The organism is Clostridioides sp. ES-S-0108-01 (genome assembly GCF_020662285.1).
Taxonomy (GTDB): Bacteria; Bacillota; Clostridia; order Peptostreptococcales; family Peptostreptococcaceae; genus Clostridioides.
Map to the genome: position 1 here is coordinate 1 of NZ_JADGMN010000063.1, position 705 is coordinate 705.

Below are 705 nucleotides of genomic sequence, written 5' to 3' on the forward strand. Positions count from 1 at the left end.
AAAAAAAATAACTTTATAAAACAAACAAATAAGGGTTTATAAAAATAAATTACTGATATAAATAATAAAAAAGTCACCTTAAACTGGTGACTTAATTCTTATATGTAAATTAATAATTATGATGTTATTTTACAAGTGTGCCACATATGCTAATCTTTCCCATGTTCTTGCTCCAACAATACCATCAACATTTAAATTATTACTTGATTGGAAACTTCTTACTCTTGTATATGTTTCATTTCCAAACTGACTGTCAATGCTTAAAGAATAACCACAAGCTTTAAGTAGTAATTGGGCTAAATGTACAGGATTACCATTTTCCACTTTGTTGTATCCTACTAAAATTGATGTACTAACAGTATAATTTTTTTGTCCAGTTACTTTAAAATATGTACCATAAAAATATATATCAAAGCCATTAGCTCTTTGCTTATAATCTTTTAATCCATAACTTTGCACTTCATCAACTGGTATAAATATTTCAGATTTAGATGATGGTGTTATACCTATTTCATCGCATTTAGCTTTGTATTTTTCTTTGACTTGCTTTGGCGCATTATCATAAGTAAAGGTATAACCTTCAATATGAATTGTCCATAATGCTTTGTCTGTTTTTGTGTAAGTAGAATTTGTTTCAGTATCTGCAAATGCAATACTACTTGATAATGCAAATAAACAACATAGCATTATCAATGCTTTTTTAAC

General features: G+C 27.2%; 1 protein-coding gene. It reads right to left on the reverse strand.

Annotated elements, in window-relative coordinates; translation table 11 throughout:
• Positions 1–129 precede the first annotated feature (129 nt).
• The coding region (locus tag IR152_RS19770) for a peptidoglycan-binding domain-containing protein (protein ID WP_227453508.1) at positions 130–705 on the reverse strand (576 nt) is incomplete at its 5' end.